General features: G+C 64.8%; 17 protein-coding genes and 1 pseudogene. 5 read left to right on the top strand and 13 right to left on the bottom strand.

Annotated elements, in window-relative coordinates:
• Positions 1-40: 40 nt before the first annotated feature.
• Entirely contained in the window at positions 41-1,552 is a 1,512-nt protein-coding gene (locus LDO54_RS21915; protein WP_224012758.1) for a CoA-acylating methylmalonate-semialdehyde dehydrogenase, read from the top strand.
• A gap of 269 nt (positions 1,553-1,821) precedes the next feature.
• Here LDO54_RS21915 and LDO54_RS21910 read toward each other — a convergent pair whose 3' ends face one another.
• From LDO54_RS21910 to LDO54_RS21890, 5 genes are all read right to left on the bottom strand, one after another.
• Positions 1,822-2,697, bottom strand: a complete 876-nt coding sequence (locus LDO54_RS21910; RefSeq protein ID WP_224012757.1) for an HpcH/HpaI aldolase/citrate lyase family protein — start codon at positions 2,695-2,697, stop codon at positions 1,822-1,824.
• On the bottom strand, positions 2,687-3,619 hold the full coding sequence (locus LDO54_RS21905) for an electron transfer flavoprotein subunit alpha/FixB family protein (RefSeq protein ID WP_224012756.1): 933 nt from the start codon (positions 3,617-3,619) through the stop codon (positions 2,687-2,689). The genes LDO54_RS21910 and LDO54_RS21905 overlap by 11 nt, the downstream gene beginning before the upstream one ends.
• A gap of 14 nt (positions 3,620-3,633) precedes the next feature.
• The gene (locus tag LDO54_RS21900; protein WP_224012755.1) at positions 3,634-4,383 is read right to left on the bottom strand and encodes an electron transfer flavoprotein subunit beta/FixA family protein; all 750 of its coding nucleotides are present in this window, start codon (positions 4,381-4,383) and stop codon (positions 3,634-3,636) included.
• 142 nt (positions 4,384-4,525) lie between these two features.
• Positions 4,526-6,229, bottom strand: coding sequence for a class I adenylate-forming enzyme family protein (locus LDO54_RS21895; RefSeq protein ID WP_224012754.1), 1,704 nt, complete (start codon positions 6,227-6,229; stop codon positions 4,526-4,528).
• A 122-nt stretch (positions 6,230-6,351) separates the two neighbouring features.
• Complete coding sequence (locus tag LDO54_RS21890) at positions 6,352-7,314, bottom strand: cyclase family protein (RefSeq protein WP_224012753.1); 963 nt, start codon at positions 7,312-7,314, stop codon at positions 6,352-6,354.
• A gap of 426 nt (positions 7,315-7,740) precedes the next feature.
• Here LDO54_RS21890 and LDO54_RS21885 point away from each other — a divergent pair, with 426 nt between their 5' ends.
• Positions 7,741-8,592 (top strand): crotonase/enoyl-CoA hydratase family protein, encoded by an 852-nt coding sequence (locus tag LDO54_RS21885; RefSeq protein WP_224012752.1) that lies wholly within the window; start codon positions 7,741-7,743, stop codon positions 8,590-8,592.
• Complete coding sequence (locus tag LDO54_RS21880) at positions 8,589-9,458, top strand: crotonase/enoyl-CoA hydratase family protein (RefSeq protein WP_224012751.1); 870 nt, start codon at positions 8,589-8,591, stop codon at positions 9,456-9,458. The genes LDO54_RS21885 and LDO54_RS21880 overlap by 4 nt, the downstream gene beginning before the upstream one ends.
• A 49-nt stretch (positions 9,459-9,507) precedes the next feature.
• On the opposite strand, the gene LDO54_RS21875 is transcribed toward LDO54_RS21880, so the two are convergent.
• Positions 9,508-9,690, bottom strand: coding sequence for a hypothetical protein (locus LDO54_RS21875; RefSeq protein WP_224012750.1), 183 nt, complete (start codon positions 9,688-9,690; stop codon positions 9,508-9,510).
• Between the two features lie 172 nt (positions 9,691-9,862).
• Between LDO54_RS21875 and LDO54_RS21870 the strand changes: the two genes are divergently transcribed.
• The gene (locus LDO54_RS21870; protein WP_224012749.1) at positions 9,863-11,122 is read left to right on the top strand and encodes a mechanosensitive ion channel family protein; all 1,260 of its coding nucleotides are present in this window, start codon (positions 9,863-9,865) and stop codon (positions 11,120-11,122) included.
• 28 nt (positions 11,123-11,150) lie between these two features.
• Here the strand turns inward: LDO54_RS21870 and LDO54_RS21865 are convergent, their stop codons facing one another.
• From LDO54_RS21865 to LDO54_RS21835, 7 genes and pseudogenes are all read right to left on the bottom strand, one after another.
• Entirely contained in the window at positions 11,151-12,422 is a 1,272-nt protein-coding gene (locus LDO54_RS21865; RefSeq protein WP_224012748.1) for a DUF3734 domain-containing protein, read from the bottom strand.
• Positions 12,423-12,440: 18 nt separating this feature from the next.
• On the bottom strand, positions 12,441-13,223 hold the full coding sequence (locus LDO54_RS21860) for a 3-hydroxybutyrate dehydrogenase (RefSeq protein ID WP_224012747.1): 783 nt from the start codon (positions 13,221-13,223) through the stop codon (positions 12,441-12,443).
• 46 nt (positions 13,224-13,269) lie between these two features.
• Entirely contained in the window at positions 13,270-14,091 is an 822-nt protein-coding gene (locus tag LDO54_RS21855; RefSeq protein ID WP_224012746.1) for an acetoacetate decarboxylase, read from the bottom strand.
• Between the two features lie 419 nt (positions 14,092-14,510).
• On the bottom strand, positions 14,511-15,059 hold the full coding sequence (locus LDO54_RS21850; RefSeq protein ID WP_224012745.1) for an acyloxyacyl hydrolase: 549 nt from the start codon (positions 15,057-15,059) through the stop codon (positions 14,511-14,513).
• Between the two features lie 383 nt (positions 15,060-15,442).
• A complete protein-coding gene (locus tag LDO54_RS21845; RefSeq protein WP_224012744.1) occupies positions 15,443-15,778 on the bottom strand; it encodes an NIPSNAP family protein in 336 nt (111 codons plus the stop codon).
• A 23-nt stretch (positions 15,779-15,801) separates the two neighbouring features.
• Positions 15,802-17,557, bottom strand: a pseudogene (locus LDO54_RS21840) (FAD-dependent oxidoreductase).
• Between the two features lie 34 nt (positions 17,558-17,591).
• The gene (locus tag LDO54_RS21835; protein WP_224012743.1) at positions 17,592-18,431 is read right to left on the bottom strand and encodes an SDR family NAD(P)-dependent oxidoreductase; all 840 of its coding nucleotides are present in this window, start codon (positions 18,429-18,431) and stop codon (positions 17,592-17,594) included.
• A gap of 149 nt (positions 18,432-18,580) precedes the next feature.
• On the opposite strand from LDO54_RS21835, the gene LDO54_RS21830 reads away from it, so the two are divergent.
• On the top strand, positions 18,581-19,477 hold the full coding sequence (locus LDO54_RS21830) for a helix-turn-helix domain-containing protein (protein WP_224012742.1): 897 nt from the start codon (positions 18,581-18,583) through the stop codon (positions 19,475-19,477).
• The last annotated feature ends 1 nt before the right edge of the window (position 19,478 follow it).

The following is a 19,478-nucleotide window of genomic DNA, read 5'->3' as shown; positions in this document are numbered from 1 at the left end:
ACAGTGATGCTCAACCGACACTCAATAGCGAGGAGATGACATGCAGGCCTTCACCGATTCCGCGGACGTAGTCAACTACATTGGCGGCAAGCGCGAGCGCGGCGCGGGCGACCGCACGCAGCCCGTCTTCAATCCGGCGACGGGTGCGGCCGCGCGCCGTCTCGTGCTGGGCGAAGTCGCCGATGTCGACGCCGCCGTCACGAGCGCGAAAGCCGCGTTCCCGGCCTGGCGCGACACGCCGCCGATCCGCCGCGCGCGCGTCATGCTGCGCTTCCTCGAACTGATGAACCGCCACAAGGACGAACTCGCCGCCATCATCACGGCCGAGCACGGCAAGGTGTTCGCCGACGCGCAAGGCGAAGTCGCGCGCGGCATCGACGTGATCGAATTCGCCTGCGGCATTCCGCAACTGCTCAAGGGCGACTACACCGAGCAGGTCTCCACGGGCATGGACAACTGGACCGTGCGCCAGCCGCTGGGCGTGGTCGCGGGCATCACGCCGTTCAACTTCCCGTGCATGGTGCCGTGCTGGATGTTCCCGGTCGCGCTCGCGGCGGGCTGCACGTTCGTGCTCAAGCCGAGCGAGCGCGATCCGTCGGCCGCGCTGTTCATGGCGCGCCTGCTGACCGAAGCGGGCCTGCCGGACGGCGTGTTCAACGTCGTGCAGGGCGACAAGGTCGTGGTCGACGCGCTGATCGCGCATCGCGACGTGAAGGCCGTGAGCTTCGTCGGCAGCACGCCGATCGCGAACTACATCTACGAAACGGGCGCAAAGCACGGCAAGCGCGTGCAGGCGCTCGGCGGCGCGAAGAATCACATGGTCGTGATGCCCGACGCCGATCTCGACCAGGCCGTCGACGCGCTGATCGGCGCGGCCTACGGTTCGGCGGGCGAGCGCTGCATGGCGATCTCGGTGGCGGTGCTGGTCGGCGACGTGGCCGACAAGATCGTGCCGCGTCTGGCCGAGCGCGCGCGCACGCTCAAGGTGAAAAACGGCATGGAAGCCGACGCCGAGATGGGCCCGATCGTCACGAAGCAGGCGCTGGAGCGCATCGAAGGCTATATCGCCACCGGTATCGAAGAAGGCGCGAAGCTCGTCGTGGACGGACGCGGCCTCAAGGTGCCGGGCCACGAAGACGGCTTCTTCACGGGCGGCACGCTGTTCGACGACGTCACGCCCGAAATGCGTATCTACAAGGAAGAAATCTTCGGCCCGGTGCTCGCCTGCGTGCGCGTGAAGGACTTCTCGGAAGCGGTGCAACTGATCAACGATCACGAGTTCGGCAACGGCGTGGCCTGCTTCACGCGTGACGGCAACGTGGCCCGCGAGTTCGGCCGCCAGATCGAAGTGGGCATGGTCGGCATCAACGTGCCGATTCCGGTGCCGATGGCGTGGCACGGCTTCGGCGGCTGGAAGCGCAGCCTGTTCGGCGACATGCACGCGTATGGCGAGGAAGGCGTGCGCTTCTACACGAAGCAGAAGTCGATCATGCAGCGCTGGCCGGAAAGCACCGAAAAGGGTGCGGAGTTCACCATGCCGGTCGCGAAGTGACGCATTGATTCGATAGCGATATCGTCCTTATATCGTTCGGATATCGAATCAATTAGCCAACCGCGCCGCCGTTCCGCTTCTTGCGGACGGCGGCGCGGTTTTTTTGCGCGCATGGGGCGGGCTTTTCGGGCGCTTTGGGCTTTAGCGCTGCTCGCCGCCGCGCCGCGTGCGGCAATTCCACAACGCGTGGATGACGCGGCGCTCACCGGTGAGTCGCCGCCCGTCGAATCTCGTGGCCGGTTAAGCGCGCTACGCCACACGCGTCCGCTTCACGCGCCCTTCTGCGCCACGGCGGCGGCCAGCGCGAGCAATTGCTGCGCGCGCAGGATCACGGGGCGATCGACCATCTTGCCGTCGACGGTAATCGCGCCCGCCTGGGCCTCGCGCGCGGCTTGCGCCACGCGTGCGGCCCAGGCGAGTTCTGCTTCGCTCGGCCGATAGCAGCGATGCACGGCCTCGATCTGCTTCGGATGGATGCAGAGCTTTGCGCCGAAACCGAGCCGCTTGCCGTTGAGCGCATCGCGCTCGATGCGCGCGAGATCCTGAATGTCGGGCGTCACGCCGTCGACGGGCGCTTCGATACCCGCGACGCGCGAGATCAGCGCGAGTTGCGAGCGATAGTGATTGAGCGGTTCGCCGTCGTCGGGCATGCCCATTTCGGCGATGAAATCGAGCGTGCCGAACATCAGGCGCTTCACGAACGGCGCGCGCGCGATCTCCATCGCGTTCCACATGCCGAGCGCACTTTCGATCAGCGGAAACACCGGCACGCGGCGGCGCGCGAGCGCGATGGCCGCGCTCACGTCGGCGGCCTGTTCGGCCTTCGGCAGCACGATGCCCGCGACGCCGTCGAGCGCGCCGAGTTTCGCGTCGGCTTCGAACCACGGCGTGGCGCGGCCGTTGATGCGCACCAGCACGGGATGCCGACGCGAGACCCAGTTCGCGATGTTCTCGCGCGCGGCGTCCTTCGCGGCGGGCTCGACCGCATCTTCGAGGTCGATGATGACGGCGTCCGCGCCGCTCGCGAGCGCGCGCTCGAAACGCTCCGGCCGGCTGCCCGGCACGAACAGGAACGATTGCGGCGAGAACGCGGCGCGGGCGGCGTCGTCGCGAACGGGCGGCGCGGTGTTGGGCTCAAAGTGCATCGGCAAGCTCCGGCACAGCCGTGAACAGATCGCCGACGAGACCGTAATCGGCGACGGTGAAGATCGGCGCTTCTTCGTCCTTGTTGATCGCGACGATCACCTTCGAGTCTTTCATGCCTGCCAGATGTTGAATCGCGCCGGAAATACCAACGGCCACATAAAGCTGCGGCGCGACGATCTTGCCGGTTTGTCCAACCTGATAATCGTTCGGCACATAGCCTGCGTCGACGGCAGCGCGCGATGCGCCGAGCGCGGCGTTGAGTTTATCGGCGAGCGGTTCGAGCACCTTCGTGTAGTTCTCGCCGCTGCCCAGACCGCGACCACCCGAGACGATGATCTTCGCGCTCGTGAGTTCGGGGCGGTCGAGTTTCGTGACTTCGCGATTGATGAATCGCGCTTTGCCGTTGTCGGCTGCTGCTTCGATTTTTTCGATTGAAGCGCTGCCGCCTTCCGCCGCGACTGCATCGAATGCCGTGGTGCGAACCGTGATCACCTTGATCGCGTCTTGCGATTGCACGGTCGCGATTGCGTTACCGGCGTAAATCGGACGCTCGAATGTATCGGCATTCTCGACCGCGGTGATATCGCTGATCTGCGCGACGTCGAGTTTCGCGGCGATACGCGGCGTCACGTTTTTCCCGCTCGCCGTAGCGGGCGCGAGAATATGCGAATACTGCTTCGCGATGGAAAGAACCGTCGCTTCGATGTTTTCCGCAAGACCTTGTTCGAGTTGCGGCGCATCGGCGAGAAAGACTTTGCCAACGCCGACGATTTTCGCCGCCGCATCCGCCGCCGCTTGCGCGTTATGGCCCGCGATCAGCACATGCACATCGCCGCCAATTTTCTGCGCCGCTGCAACCGTATTCAGCGTTGCGGATTTGATCGACTGATTGTCGTGTTCTGCAATTACCAGATTCGTCATTTTCGATTCGCTCCTCACAGCACCTTGGCTTCGGTCTTCAGCTTCTCGACCAGCGTCTTCACGTCAGGCACCTTCACGCCTGCGCTGCGCTTGGGCGGTTCCGAAACCTTCAGCGTTTTCAAACGCGGAGCGACATCGACACCGAGATCGGCGGGCGTGATCGTTTCGAGCGGCTTCTTCTTCGCCTTCATGATATTCGGCAGCGTGACGTAGCGCGGCTCGTTCAGACGCAGATCGGTGGTGACCACTGCTGGCAACGTCAGCGACAAAGTTTCCGCGCCGCCATCGACTTCACGCGCGACCGTGGCTTTACCATCCGCCATCGTGATCTTCGAAGCGAACGTCGCTTGCGGCAGATCCGCCAAAGCCGCAAGCATCTGGCCGGTCTGATTCGAATCGTCGTCGATGGCCTGCTTGCCGAGAATCACCAGCGAAGGCTGTTCTTTATCGACGAGCGCTTTTAGCAATTTCGCCACGGCCAGCGGCTGCAAATCCTCATTCGATTCGATCAGCACGGCACGATCCGCGCCAATCGCCAACGCGGTGCGCAGCGTTTCCTGCGCCTGCGAAACGCCAGCGGAAACCGCGATCACTTCCGTCGCGATCCCCGCTTCCTTCAAGCGCACCGCTTCCTCAACCGCAATTTCATCGAACGGATTCATCGACATTTTCACGTTCGCGATATCCACGCCCGTGCCGTCCGACTTCACACGAACCTTCACGTTGTAATCGACCACGCGTTTGACCGGCACCACGATTTTCACTTTCGATCTCCTCCGTTGCATCATTCGAATTGCACGATTGACGCATTACACGTGGGATCGGCGAAATCGGCCACTATCGATTAACTCTACCGGTCATAGCCCAGACCTATTGGCGAGGTCTACGCAAGGCGTCAACCCGGTTTCAACCCCGCAATTCACGACGCAGAATCTTGCCCGTCACGGTCTTCGGCAACTCGTCGATGATCGTCACGATGCGCGGGTATTTATACGCCGCCATCCGCTCCTTGCAGTACGCCGCGAGTTCGTCGGGCGTGACGCTCGCGCCGGGCTTGAGGCTCACCACGGCCTTCACGGTCTCGCCGCGATAACTGTCCGGCACGCCCACCACGGCCGCCTCGCGCACGGCCGGATGTGTGTACAGCACGTCCTCCACCTCGCGCGGCCAGACCTTGTAGCCGCCCGCGTTGATCATGTCCTTCTTGCGGTCGACGAGATAGAACCAGCCCTGCGCGTCCATGAAGCCCACGTCGCCGGTGCGGAAGTAACCGTCGACAATCGCCTTCGCGCTTTCCTGCGGCTTGTTCCAGTAGCCCGGCACGATCATCGGCCCGCGCGAAATGATCTCGCCCACTTCGCCCGCAGGAAGCGGCTGGCCCGTGTCGTCGCCGATATACGACTCCACGTTGAACGCGGGCACGCCGATCGCCAGCGTGCCCGACGCGGTATCGACGGGCGCTTCGCTGCCGACCGGCACCACGTGCGTGGGCGAATTCGTTTCGGTGAGACCGTAGCCGTTGTGGATGTAGTGGCCGAAGCGCGAGCGGAACGCCTCAATCACGCTCGGCGGAATCGGCGCGCCGCCCGAGTAAATGCGGCGCAGCGAGGCGAAATGCTCGCGCGTCGCACGCGGATGATTCATCAGCGCGATAAACACCGTGATCGCGCCGATGGTGAATTCCGGCTTGTGCTCGGCGATGGCGTCGAGCATCACACCCGGCTCGAAGCGGAACGCCAGCACGAGCGGCGCCGCGCAGATGAAGGCCGCGCCCACGTGGCCGACGAGGCCCGTGATATGAAAGAGTGGCGCCACGCCGAGCAGCGGCGCGCCTTCGCGCAAGCCGACCCAGTCGCGATACACCTGCGCGTTGAAGGCCACGTTGCCGTGCGTGTTCATCGCGCCCTTCGGCACGCCCGTGGTGCCCGAGGTGTAGACGAGCATCGCGATGTCGTCGCTATGCAGTTCGATCGCGGGCGGTGTTTGTCCGCGATACGCTTCGATCACGGTGCGGAGGTCTTCGGCGTCGTCTCGCGTTTGCGCTTCGTGCGCGCGGCTCATGCCCGCAAACAAACGCTCGTCGTTGCGCTGCTGATAATCGAGCGCCGATGTCGTCATCACGCGTGGGTTCACGCGTGCGCGCTCTTCGATTTCGCCGCGCGCCACGCGCGCGTCTTCCTCGGCCAATAGCGGACGCACCACTTCATCGTGCAGCACGCCATGACAGACGAGCAGACGCGCGCCCGAATCCGCGAGCAGCACGCGCAATTCGCGCGCGCGATTCATCGGATTGACGGGCACTGCAATCGCACCGAGCTTCCACGCGGCCACCAGCGCGATCACGAATGCAGGCACGTTTTGCAGATAGATCGCCACGCGTTCGCCGCGCGCGATGCCGCGCTCGCGCCACGCACAGGCGAGCGCGTCCGATTGCGCATCGAGTTCGGCATAAGTGAGCGCGCCGTCGAAATACAGCAGCGCGGGCCGCTCGGGCGCGCGCGCCACGGCGGCGCGAAAGAGACTCAAGGCATCGCCGTATTGCTGGTCGATGGTGGCCGTGTGACCCGCCGCATAATGCGCGAGCCACGGTTTGCTTTCATAGGGCGTCATGGGCGCTCCAGCACATCCAGCAAAAAGCGGCCGCCGCGCGGCGATTGCGCCGCGCGAGCGGACCGGCTCTCAATGAATCGACGAAGGACGAAGCAGCGTTCGCGATGCAGGCGATGCTACGCCTACTTCACCACCACCGGATTCACCGGCGCGCCGCTGCCGTTCACCACTTTCAGCGGCGCGGCGGTGTAGAGGAAATTCCACTGGCCGTCCTCGGCGCAATCGGCGGCGAGCGGATCGAGCTGAGCGATCTCGGTGAGCGTCACGCCCAGATTGCGCATCAGCGCGTTATGCAGCGGCAGCGCCACGCCCGACACCGGATCGACGGTCACTTCGTTTGCAATCGTGTCGGTGACGAGATTCGGAATCTCCATGCGCTGGAACCACTCGACGAGTTCGCGGCTATACGTGAGCCCCGGCTCGACGAAGTTCTGATAGAACTCGGCCTGATCGCGTTCGTAGAAGGAGCCGATCCAGCCCGTGCGCACGACGAGAATGTCGCGCTTCTCGATCTGCACGCCCTGCGCCTTCGCGGCCGCGAGCAGGTCTTCGTGCGTGAAGGTTTCGCCCGGATCGAGCACGGCCTTGCCGCGATGGCGCGCCATGTCGATCAGCACGCCACGCCCCACCACGCCGCGCTCGGCGATGGGCAGCACGCTCGCCTTCTCCAGACCGCCGATGGTCGACTTCGCGTCGTAGCCGTTCCAGAGCTGATCGTCGTACCAGACGTGCCCGAGCGCGTCGTACTGCGTCGAGCCTTGCAGATACATGATCATCATGTCGTCGGCGTATTCGGCGAGCCCCGGAAACAGCGGGCCTTTCCCGCACATGTAATGGCCCTTGTCCATCACGTTCATGCGGCGCGCCTGCGAACGCCCCGGCCAGACCGGATCGCCCTTCGGATGCCCCATCTGGATCTGCAGCGTGAAGGTCTTGCCCGATCGCACCGACGCCACGCCGCGCAACACCTCGGCCTGCGTCAGATAGTTGAGCGAGCCCACTTCGTCGTCGCTGCCCCACTTGCCCCAATTCTTCGGCGAATCCTGCAGCAGCTCGGCCACTTCGGGAACGTTCTTCGACTCCATGCGTTGTCTCCTTTCTTCTCACACGTTGATGGGTGATGCAGATGGAACGACGCGAACGCGGCTCGCGTTCGGGGTGCCGAAATAAATCGCACGACCGTGCTGCAAAGTCAACCGGGAAAAACAGCAGGCGCAGAAAAGCGCGTTCCTGCACATCATGGATGGTCGGCGACATCTCACTCATACGCGGCGCGCTGAATCCTCGATGCATGGATTCGTTGTCTCCACGCCGCGATTCAACGCGCATTGCGAACCGGCGCACGTCGGTGCGTGCCGCGAGGCCTCCCATGAACGAACGCGAGTATCTGGACGATCTGCATCGAAAGTGGGCGCGCGCAACGTCCCGCGCGGCATTCGCACGCCCGCACGTTCAGCGGCGTTTCGTCGATACGTGGTGACGCGCGAACATTCACTCAAGGAGCAATGGCAATGAATCCAGGCAGCAAAGAGAGCGCCGAGGGCGAAGGCCTCGTCCAGATCGCGATCGCCGACGGCGTCGCCGACGTGCGGCTCAATCGCGCGGAAAAGATGAACGCGCTGAGCCCCGGCATGTTCGCGGCGCTGATCGCGGCGGGCGAGCGGCTCGCGAACGAAGCCGATCTGCGCGCCGTCGTGCTCTCGGGCAACGGCAAGGCGTTCTGCGCGGGCCTCGACATGCAGAGCATGGCCGCGCTCGCGCAGACCACGCGCACGACGCCCATCGCCGTGCGCACGCGCGGCCTGAGCAACGACTTCCAGTACATCTGCACGCTATGGCGCGAGCTGCCGGTGCCGGTGATCGCGGCGGTGCACGGCGTGGCGTTCGGCGGCGGCCTGCAACTCGCGCTGGGCGCGGACATGCGCTACGTGACGCCCGACGCGCGGCTCTCCGTGATGGAGATGAAGTGGGGCCTCGTGCCCGACATGGGCGGCATGGTCCTCACACGCGACCTCGTGCGCGACGACCGTCTGCGCGAACTGATCTACACCGCGCGCATCGTCGCGGGACCGGAGGCGGTCGAGATCGGCCTCGCCACGCGCGTAACCGACGATCCGCTCGCGCTTGCGCTGCAAACGGCGCGTGAAATCGCGCAGAGAAGTCCCGATGCGATCCGCGCCGCGAAGCGTCTGCTGCACGTCGCGTCGCGCGGCGACGCGGCCACCACGCTGATCGCCGAATCGGTCGAGCAGGATGCGCTGATCGGCGGCGCGAATCAGCGCGAAGCCGTGCTCGCGAACGTCGAACAACGCGCGCCGCGCTTCGCCGCGGCCACGCAGCATCGTGTGGGAGAACCGTCATGAACGCCCCGCAATTCGAAACGCTGCGCTACGAAGTTGAGCACGGCATCGCCACCATCACGCTGCATCGGCCCGAGAAGCTCAACGCGTTCACGGCGACGATGATGCAGGAACTGATCGCCGCCTTCGACGCCACCGACGCCGACGACGCGGTGCGCTGCGTGATCGTCACCGGTTCGGGGCGCGCGTTCTGCGCGGGCGCGGACCTCTCGTCGGGCGGCGAAACCTTCGACTATGCGAAGCGCCTCGGCACGAGCGTGGACACCGTGCATCGCGACGGTGGCGGCCGCGTCGCGCTGCGCATCTTCCGCAGCCTCAAGCCGGTGATCGGCGCGATCAACGGCGCGGCGGTCGGCATCGGCGTGACCATGCAGTTGCCGATGGATATCCGCCTCGCGTCCGCCGACGCGAAATTCGGCTTCGTGTTCGGGCGGCGCGGCATCACGCCCGAAGCGGCTTCGTCGTGGTTTCTGTCGCGCGTGGTGGGGATCTCGTCGGCGCTCGAATGGTGCTTCACGGGGCGCGTGTTCAGCGCGCAGGAAGCGCTGGAGCGCGGGCTCGTGCGTTCCGTGCATGCCGCCGACGACTTGCTGCCCGCAGCCTACGCGCTCGCACGCGAAATCGCCGACAACGTTGCGCCGGTCTCCGCTGCCATCGCCCGGCAGATGATCTGGCGGATGGCGGGCGCGCAGCATCCGATGGAAGCGCATCGGCTCGACAGCCGCGCGATTCAGTCGCGCGGGCGCTCGGCGGATGCGGCCGAAGGCGTGAGCGCGTTCCTCGAAAAGCGCCCCGCTGCGTTTCCCAATCGCGTCTCCACCGACATGCCGGACTTCTTCGACTGGCAGAGCGAGCCGCCGTTTATCTGAGCGTCGCGCGCGCTTGGTGCACAGCCGCGCTGCGCCCTCACGCTCTACTTCACGCGCGCCACCACCACATCAGCGAACCCACCAGGACGCCCGCCGCCATGAAGTTGGCGACGGTCGTCAGCGACTGCCGCGCGCCGTACGGCTTGCGTGTGAGCCACTGCACGCCGATAAACAACAGCGCGGAGGTCAATCCCCAGCCCAGCACACCATGAAGAAGGATGAATCGCAGCACGCGTGCCTCATCGAGCGTTTCGTTGGGCGCTATTTTCGTACAGACCCTGAAAACGCGCGCGGAACCCTGACTCGCGCACGCGGTCCCTTTCAAGTACCCTACGACCTGCCCGCAGGGCACGCGCCGCGCGCGGCGCTCGTTTCAACGCTTGAAAAGGAACCTGCATTACCCCATGACCGTGCATGAAATCTGGTTTGCGCCGCTGGTTGGCGCGCTCGTCTTGCTGGCCGCCGCGTTCACTGTGGCCGCCATCGTTCACTTCCTGCTGTTTCGCGTGGTCGCGCGTCTCGCGCGGCGCTCCACCACCCGCATCGACGACGCCCTGTTCGAATTCGGCGCCTTCAAATGGCTCAGCCGCGTGGCGCCCTTCGTCGTCATCAAGCTGGGGATCGGCATGGTGCCGGGCCTGCCCGACAACGCGCTGCAACTCGCCGACAAGATCGTCTTCGCGCTCATCGTCTTCCTCGTCACGATGACGATCAGCGCCACGCTCTCCGCGCTCGAATTCAGCCATCGCACGGCGCGCCAGGATCAGCCGCGCCTCTCGCTCAAGGGCGCGATGCAGCTCGTCAAGCTCGTGATGTTCATCACCGCGGCGCTGGTCGTGATCGGCGACGCCACCGGCAAGCAGATCGGCCTGCTGCTCTCGGGTATCGGCGCGATGTCGGCGGTACTCATGCTGATTTTCAAGGACACGCTGCTCGGGCTCGTCGCGGGCGTGCAGCTGTCGTCGAACGACATGCTGCGCATCGGCGACTGGATCACGCTGCCGAGCGCGGGCGCGGACGGCACCGTCATCGACATCACGCTGAACACGGTGAAGGTCGCGAACTTCGACAACACCATCATCACGATTCCCACCTGGAAGCTCATCACCGAGAGCTACCAGAACTGGCGCGGCATGACGGAGTCGGGCGGGCGGCGCATCAAGCGCGCGCTCGCGCTCGACGCGACCAGCGTGCGTTTTCTCGGCGCCGATGAAATCGCGCGGCTCGAACGTCTCACGCTGCTCACGGATTATCTGCACGACAAGCGCCACGCGCTGACGCAGTTCAACGGCGCGCTCGGCAGCGCGGGCGACTGCTCGGCGAACCGGCGTCAGCTCACCAATCTCGGCACGTTTCGCGCCTACGTGCAGCAGTATCTCGAACGCCACCCGCAGATTCACCACGAGATGACCTGCATGGTGCGGCAACTGGCGAGCGGCGCCGACGGCATTCCGCTCGAACTCTATTGCTTCACCAACACCACGACGTGGAGCGATTACGAGGCGATTCAGGCCGACCTGTTCGATCACCTGATCGCCGTGCTGCCCGAGTTCGGCTTGCGGGTTTATCAGCAGCCGTCGGGCTTCGATATGCAGCAGGGTTTGCGCGTCGCGCGCGCAGCATCCGTGGAATCCGTGAAATCCGCGGAATCGATCGCCGCGTAATTCACGTGGCGATCGAAGGACCTGGCGATCAGGCCGGCACGCGCGGCGTTTCGGTCTGACCGGTCGCGCCGGTCGTCAGTTCGTCGCGATCCGACTCCGGCACCTCGCCCGCGCGGCGATGAATATCGTGCGTGACAAAACCCTGTTCGCGGCTAGGCACCGCGAACCAGTCTGGATGCGCGAACGACGCGCGGATATCCTCGAGTCCGCTCGCCCAGTGCTCCTCCATCGTATCGACGCTGAACTCGTAATCCTTGTAGTGGCCTTCATACGGTTTGTTCTTGTAGATCAGATGCACCACGTTGATCGACGAACCGTCGGCCACGCGTTCGGCGAGACGGAACAGCGGATCGCTGCGGCGCGTTTCGGGCGGCACGTGTTCGAGCAGTTCCTTGATGAAGCGTGCGTGCTTCTGGCGGTCGGCGAGCATGTTCGTGATCGCGCGCGTGCGGCTCGAATACTGAATGTCCTTCGCGCGTTCGGCCACGTCGAGAAAGTCGGCGGGCACGTTGCCGTTCGCGCTCCATAGATCGACCTGAAACACCAGCGTGTCCTTGTGATCGGCCTCGCGCAGCACTTCGGTCAGCGGCGTGTTCGAGACGAGGCCGCCGTCCCAGTAGAATTCGCCGTCGATCTCCACGGCCGGAAAACCCGGCGGCAGCGCGCCCGACGCCATGAAATGCTCGGGTTCGAGCCGCATCTTCGCGTTGTCGAAATAGACGAGATTGCCGCTGCGCACGTTCACCGCGCCGACCGAGACGCGGATCGGCCCGTCGTTGATGCGGTCGAAATCGGCGAAACGTTGCAGCGTGGCCTTGAGCGCGGCCGTGTCGTAATAGCTCACGGCCGTGGGCGGCGCCTTGTGCCAGCCCGCCACCGGCAGCGGCAGGCGCGGCGCGAAGAAGCCCGGCTGGCCTTCGGTGAGCGCGCGGCTCGCGGCCCACATGCTGGCCCAGCGGCGCGACAGCGCCTGATGGCCGAACATCGGCAGCGCCAGCGCGCCGAGATTGCCGAACCAGTCGAGCGGATGGCAGATCGACGCCCAGAATCCGCGCAACGCTTCGACGCGTTTCGCCGGTTCGTTGCCCGCGATGATCGCCGTGTTGAGCGCGCCGATCGACACGCCCGCGATCCGGTGCGGCTCCACGCCCGCCTGGGCGAGCCCTTCGAACACCCCGGCCTGATACGAGCCGAGCGCGCCGCCGCCCTGTAAAACAAGGGCGATTTCGTCGTAGCGCGGCAGCTCGATCGGCTTGCGCTCCTTGCGTGCGATGGCGTCGTTTTTCGTGCTGCTGCGCATACGTTCTCCTCGCGTGAATTAGTGCATCGACCAGCCGTGCGTGACGAGCACCGACTGCCCCGTCAACGCCGCCGACTCGAAACCGGCGAGGAACGCCACCGTGTTCGCCACGTCGTCGAGCGTGGTGAATTCGCCGTCGACGGTGTCCTTGAGCATGACGTTCTTGACCACTTCATCTTCGGAGATGCCCAGCGCCTTCGCCTGCTCGGGAATCTGCTTGTCGACGAGCGGCGTGCGCACGAAGCCGGGGCACACCACGTTCGCGCGCACGCCGCGCGGGCCGCCTTCCTTCGCCACCACGCGCGCGAGGCCGAGCAGGCCGTGCTTCGCGGTCACGTAGGCCGACTTGAGCTTCGACGCCTCGTGCGAATGCACCGAACCCATATAGACGATCGAGCCGCCCTTGCCGCTGCCGTACATGTGCTTGAGCACGGCCTTGGTGGTCAGAAACGCGCCGTCCAGATGGATCGCGAGCATCTTCTTCCAGTCGGCGAACGGGAAGTCCTCGACCGGGCTGATGATCTGGATGCCCGCGTTCGACACCAGCACGTCGATGCCGCCGAACACCTTCACGGCTTCCTCGATGCCCGCGTTCACCGCTTCTTCGTTGGTCACGTCCATCGCCACGGCGAGCGCCTTGCCGCCGGCCGACACGATGCTGTCGGCGACCTTGCCCGCTGCCGCGAGGTTGAGGTCGGCAATCACGACCGCCGCGCCCTGGCTCGCGAAGGTGCGCGCGCAATGTTCGCCGATGCCGCTCGCGGCCCCCGTGATGACTGCAACCTTGTTCTTCAACGACATAAGTAATCCTTAATTGTTTAGACAAATGTAAAAGATGCGTCGCGCATCAGGCCACTTCGGCTTCGCGTTCGTCGAGGCCGGTCTGGCGCGTGGGTGCGGCGGAATCGGCGTGACTGGCCGGCTCAGCGAGATAGTCGTACGCCACTTCGCCGATATCGAGCGTGAGGTCGGCGATCACGTGACGCGCGCCCACCACGCGGCGCACCGGCAGATCGGCGACCGGCGCGAGCGCGTGCGGATGCAGTTCGATGGCGGCCGGGCCGCTCCATGCGCCATGCACCGTCACGTCGCGCAGATAGAAGCGCACGAGTTCGCAGATGCGCGCGCTGCCGTCGACGTGCGGAATCACCTTGAGCAGATAGTTGGGCGTGTCGGCGAGCTTGCGGCGCTCGTCTTCGTTGTTGAGCACGTGATGCTTGTAGCCCATCGTGCCGGTCGCGATGCGCTGCGTGCCGTAGTCGAGCGTGCCGAGCAGCGTGTCGTTGCCGTCCACGCCGAGCACCGGGCGCGCGAGTTTCTTCGGGAAGCCCCAGATTTCACGGCCGCCCGCGATCGGACCTTCGTCGTCGAGATACATCGAATGCGTGTAGTTGCCGAGACGCCCTTGCGGGTCGCGCACCGAGACGACCTGGCCGCTTTCGGTGTAATCGCCGAAACCCGAGGAATCGGGCATGCGGATGAATTCGTAATGGACGAGATTGTTTTCCGGCTTGAGCGGCTCCGGCACGATCGCACGCAGCGCGTCGGGGTCGGTCTCGTAGGAAATGATGAAGTACTCGCGGTTCACGAAGCGGAACGGCGGACGCGGGTACGCGGGATTGTGCACGGGCATCGCGAAGGCTTCGCGGCGGATTTTGGCTAGATCCATTCTGTCCTCATGGCTGGGCTGCGGTAAAACGTCGCGACTCATGATAGAGGCAAACGGTGACGCGTTCGCATTTTTGGAGAATAAACACCGTTGCGATTCCGTTAATTAACAAGCTATCTGAAAGCATTAATTAACAGTTCGATTTTTTATGAGACGCAGTGGCGATTCCGAAGGCCTTTCTTCATCGGCTTTTCACGGCATGGCTGTAAGCGGCAAACCACACAATCGGCTTACAGAACGAATTACGCAATAGATTGATGCCAAACGTTGCAATGAAGCGGCGCGTCCAGTGCTCGCATTGAATCGGTGCATGAAACCGGCGCGCAAACTGAAGGGAAAAATGAAACAGGCGCATCGCGCAACGGTTCGAACGACCGTGCGGCGAAGCGCCTGTGAGATAGCGGACTGGGCTGAGCCGGTCAGAAGTTGTACTGCACGTAGATCTGGCTGAAGTTGATGCCGGGATTCGGATGCTTGAGCCCGGCGTTCGACAGATGCTGGAAGCGCAAGCCCGCCTGATAGTTCTGGTGCTCGCCGAAGATCGCGCCCACGCCTACCATATCCGCGAACTGAAACGACGACGAGAAGCTACGGTCCGGCGTTTCGTCGACGTGCGAAAGCAGCCGCACGCCCACGCCCGCTTCGATAAACGGGCGGATAAAGCCGGAATTCTTCACGAAACGGAAGACCGGCGTAAAGCCGAACTCCCAGATGTTCGCGTGCGAGGCCGGGCTTTCCTGCATGTCCCAGTACGCCACGTGGCCTTCGCCCACCACGGTAAAGTGATAGCCGCCGATCTCCCACCAATGCCAGCCCGGATCCCACACGATGCCGAGATCCGCTTTCTTCACGTCATGATCCGCAACGCCGCCCGCGAACTGAATGCCCCATTGATCGGCGTGCGCCGCCGTCGAGCCCGCGAGCAGTCCTGCGAAGAGAACCGCCGCCGGCAGCTTTCGTTTTCGCATTTCTTCTCTCTTTCGTTATTCGATTGCCCATCCACGCAATCCTTGAATCGGGAAAGCGCCGAATCGAATGCCCGCGGATTATAAGAGCGGAATCAGCTTTGTTAACGTTGCATGAACGCAATGAATTATTACCAAAACTCGCTCAATTCTTTCAAACGCAAATCGCAATGCGTTATTGCGCGGCACGAAATAAATTGGATAAAAAAAGACCTCCGCTTTGCGCAAGCGGAGGTCAAGTCGGTTTGGAGACCAGCATCGTTCATCGCCTGAACGACGCGGGCAAATCTTAATGCGCGAAGCGCTTGCGATAAACGCGGTAGTGCGCATCAAACCTTTTCGAATGCAGCACCAATGCATATGCGATGCCGGTCACGTCGCGTGGATCAGCGCATTGCGTTCGCGAGGCTTTTGAATTCCACGCGCCGGATGATGCGGCTTTCCTGCGCGACGATCAAATGCGCGGATGCCTGCAAATACGCGGGCCAATGCGGATCGGCATCGCGCGCGGTGCGGCGCGCATCGTAATCGGCAATGCTCTCGTAAGCCCACAGATGCACGACCTGATTCAGCGCGCCAATGTCGCTCATATAAAAACCCGCGGGCGCGCCCAGATACTTCAACTGGATCGGCATGGCGAGGCGGTCGAATACGTCGATGAATTCCGCCATGCCGCGCGGACGGATCGTGTAGATGCGGTGATCGATAAACGGCTTGCTCATGAGGGTTCCTGCCTGATGGTGATTCATGCGGCTGCGGTCTCGACGGCGTGGTCGAGTCCCGCGAGATGGCGGCCCGTGAGGTTAGCCGAAGGTCATGATCGGGCCGAGCGTGATGCCCGCGCCGGGATAGTTGCCGCCCATGATGCTCGCGCGGTCGTTGCCCACGGCGTAGAGGCCCGCGATGGCCTGACCGTCGTCGGCAAGCACGGCGCCTTCCACGCTCGTGCGCAGGCCGTCGAAGGTGCCGAGGTCGCCCATCACGATCTTCAGCGCGTAGTACGGGCCGTCGCCGATGGGCGCGACGCACGGATTCGGGCGCTGCGCGGGATCGCCCAGATAGCGGTTGAACGAGGTCGAGCCGCGCCCGAACGCGGGATCTTCGCCGCGCGCGGCATGCTCGTTGTAGCGGCGCACGGTCGCTTCGAGTCCTTGCGCGTCGATGCCCGCGCGCCGCGCGAGTTCGGCGAGCGTGCGCCCCTTCGCGAGATAGCCGTTGCGCAGCATCGGCCCGAGCGGCACCGGCGCGGGCTTCGCGTAGCCGAGGCCGTACTTGCGGATCGTCGCGTGATCGCAGATCAGCCACATCGCGGTGTCCGCGTCGTCGCGGCATGCCTCGATCATGGCGGCGCCGACGTCGTGATACGAATTCGACTCGTTGGTGAAGCGCGCGCCGCGACGCGTCACGCCGATGATGCCCGGCTTGTAGCGGTCCAGCAGATGCGGGAACACGGCGAAGCGGCCTTTGCCGCGCGGCACGCGCGAGACCGGCATCCAGGCCGCGGGCTGCGGATAGCGCGCGGTCACCCGTGCGCCCACGCGCTCGGCCAGCCGCGCGCCGTCGCCCGTGTTGTCGTCCGGGACCGGCGAGGCGTGCGTGCCGCCGCGTTGCAAATGCGCGTAGGACTGCGCGGTGCGCACGGCGTCGTGCGAGAAGCCGCCGCCCGCGAGCACCACGGCGCGGCGTGCCGCGATGCGCTCGCGCACGCCTGCACGCTCGACCACCGCGCCCGTCACGCGGCCCGCATCGACGATCAAATCGCGCGCCGCCGTACCCGTGAGAATCGGAATGTGCAGATCGAGCGCCGACTTCGCGAGGCGCGCGGCCAGCGCATTGCCGCTCGTCACCTGCACGCCGCGTCCGTGAATCGCAAGCTCCTTCAGATGCGAGGCCAGACGCTTCGCCACGTACCACGCCGATGCCAGCGAACGCGTGGCGTTGAAGAAATGCTTGAGGTCGGCATTGGACGAATTGAACATCATGCCGATGAAGGTGATGCTCTGGAGCGGCGGCCGCAGACGCGCGAGATCGGCGCCGAGCCGGCTCGCGTCGAACGGCGCGGCGACCACCGAACGGCCGACATCGACGCCGCCCGGCACATGCGGGTGATAGTCGGGATAGAGCGTCGGCACGAACTGCACGTCGGTTTCGCGCTCGAAAAAATCGAGCATGCGCGGACCGTGTTCGAGGAAGGCGTCGATCGCTTCTTCGTCGTAGAACGCGCCGAGTTCGCCACGCAGATAGGTACGCGCGGCATCGCGTGTGTCGGGCTTTTCATGCGCGTCCTGCTGCATGCCGTGACGGTTGCCCGGAATCCACAACACGCCGCCGGAATAGGCCGTCGTGCCGCCGAAGACGTCGGCCTTTTCCACGACCACGACGTCGAGTCCCGCCTTGCGCGCGGTGATGGCCGTCGAGAGTCCGCCTGCGCCCGCGCCGATCACGAGCACATCGCAGGTCGCGGGAATCGGCGGCGGGTTTGAATGGTGTCGCTGCTTCATGCTTGTCTCCTTCATGTCGATCGCCATGCGCGCGTTAGCGTGTCGCCGCGCCTTCGTAGCCGGGGCGCGGCACGAGATCCATCAGCATCGCGTCGAGACCGCCGTCCACCACGAGTTCCGCGCCGTTCACGTACGCGGCGCGCGCGCTCGCGAGGAACGCCACCACGTCGGCGATGTCCTGCGGCTCGCCGATACGCCGGCTCGCGGTCATCGCGCTGCGCCGCGCCTCGATGTCGCCCTGCATGTAAAAGGACGCGGAAAGCGGCGTGCGGATCATGCCGGGACACACGGTATTGCTGCGCACGCCACGCGGACCCCACTCGGCCGCGAGCTGGCGCGCGAGCATCGCGACGGCGGCCTTGCTCGCGCTGTACGCGCCGCTATGCGTTTGCGGATAACGCGCCGCGATCGACGCGACATGCACGAGCGCGCCCGAGCCGCGCGCGAGCATCGGCTTGCCGAACGCCTGCGAACACAGCAGGTAGCCCGTGAGATTCACGCGCAGCATCGCGTTCCAGTCGTCGAGCGACAGCGATTCGATGCCGCCCGGGCGCAGCAGTCCCGCGTTGTTGACCAGCACGTGCGCCGCGCCGAATTCGCGCTCCACGCGCGCGGCGGCGTCCGCGACGCTCGCCGCGTCGCCGATATCGCAGCCGATGGCGATGGCCTGTTTTTTCGTCTGTTCCTGCAATTGCGCCGCCAGAATCTGCGCCTTGTCGATGTCGCGATCGAGCAGGACGACACGCGCGCCCGAGGCCGCGAAAGTCTGCGCAATCGCTGCGCCGATGCCGCCCGCTGCGCCCGTTATCACGCAGACCTGATCATCGAGTTGCAGCCAATCCGTCTGCGTGTTTTTCCGCCCTTCATCATTCATCTGGAATCCTTATCGAATTGACGAGTTTGCTTGCCGAGGCCTTCGTCTTGCGGCCTGGATGTGCGAAAAAGTATAGAGGCGAGGTTCACGCGCGAAGTGGACAAACGTGTCGATGAGCAGGACAATTTGTACACAGGAGGCAAGACGGCATGCGGAGAATCCCTAACTACGACCTGTACGGCGAGTCGGCGCGACCGCCGGGCTATGGCGCGTTCAACTTCGAATGGATTCCCGAGCGCAGCCGCCCGAACGACTGGCAGATCGCGGCGCATCGGCACGACGCGCTGCTGCAATTGCTGTACATACGCGGCGGCGGCGGCCACGTCGTCATCGACGGCATCAGGCACGCGTTCGAACCGCCCTGCCTAGTCGTGCTGCCCGCGCAAACGGTGCATGCGTTCGCGTTCACGCCGCAGATCGACGGACTCGTGATCACGGCGGCGCAGCGTCCGCTCGAAGCGCTCATGGACGTCACCGCGCCTGGCATCGCCGCGATCTTCGCGCGGGCCGCCGTGATTCCGGTGCGCGGGACCGATCCGAGCGTCGGCATGCTCACGCCGCTGTTCGCCTTGCTCGAACAGGAATACCGCAGCGGCGGCCGCGGCCACGCCGCCGCGGGCATGGCGCTGATGGCGGCGCTATTCGTCCATGTCGCGCGTTTGAGCGACCTCGCTGCGTCGCCCGCCGCCGCAGCGGGCGACCGGCGCGCGGAGCTGCTGCGGCGCTTTCGCGAGCTCGTGGCGGCGCATGGGCGCGAGCATCGGCCCGTGGCGTTCTACGCGCAGCGTCTGGGCGTCGCGCCCGCGCAGCTCGCGCGCATCTGCCGCGAGGCGCTCGCGCAGTCGCCCACTGAGGTGGTCAACGAGCACCTGATTCGCGAGGCGCAGCGCGACCTCGTCTATTCGGCGCTGAGCGTCAAGCAGATCGCGCACGCGATGGGCTTCGAGGACAGCGCCTATTTCAGCCGCTATTTCCGCAAGCAGACGGGCCTCACGCCGGTCGCGTTCCGCGCCGCCGCGCACCGTCAATGGACCCAGGAGAGTTGAG

This window comes from Paraburkholderia tropica (assembly GCF_914484835.1).
Taxonomy (GTDB): Bacteria; Pseudomonadota; Gammaproteobacteria; order Burkholderiales; family Burkholderiaceae; genus Paraburkholderia; species Paraburkholderia tropica_A.
This window is presented reverse-complemented; position numbering and strand designations above follow the sequence as displayed.